The sequence below is a fragment of the Bacillus sp. LR--39 genome, assembly GCF_053613335.1.
Map to the genome: position 1 here is coordinate 1 of NZ_JBSIOT010001410.1, position 554 is coordinate 554.

Genomic DNA, 554 nt, shown 5'->3' on the forward strand with positions numbered 1-554 from the left:
TCCACGAAGAGCTGGGATACGATGTATTGGCATTTGAGTCTGGCTTTCCTGATACAAATGCATCCTACCTTAATATGGACCAATTAACCCCTAAAAGCACGATGAAAAACTCCATTTACGCTGTATGGCACACAGAAGATGTCGTTGAATTGTTTGATTACATGAAAGAGCAAAAAGAGAAAGGCGATCCGCTGATCCTTACCGGTTTTGATATTCAAAGCATGAAGAATTCATTCAATGATGCTGCGACTCATTGGGTAAAAGCGGTGGACCCTGAGAAAGCAGAGTTGCTCTCCCAATCAGAAAATGATTTTTCAACATTAGTGACAGACAGCAATACGTTCGATGAATTTTCGCAAAAGAAGGAAAAGCTTGTGAAAAACTATCAGAAGCTGATCAAGTTCACTAAAACACATGCTTCAGAGCTAAAAGAAAACCTTCCAAAAGAGCCGAAAGCTTATGAGATGTTTATGCATTCTCTTCAGCTGAGAATTGACGTAATGGAAACGTATATGCTGGAAGAAATGAAAGAAAAACTAGAGGAGTATCCGGAG

Annotated in this window: 1 protein-coding gene; it reads left to right on the top strand. The window is 39.7% G+C overall.

Going from position 1 to position 554, the window contains the following annotated elements; genetic code table 11:
* Positions 1-554 (top strand): erythromycin esterase family protein (locus ACWHAR_RS30815; protein ID WP_452088903.1); only part of this gene is annotated, 554 nt, incomplete at both ends.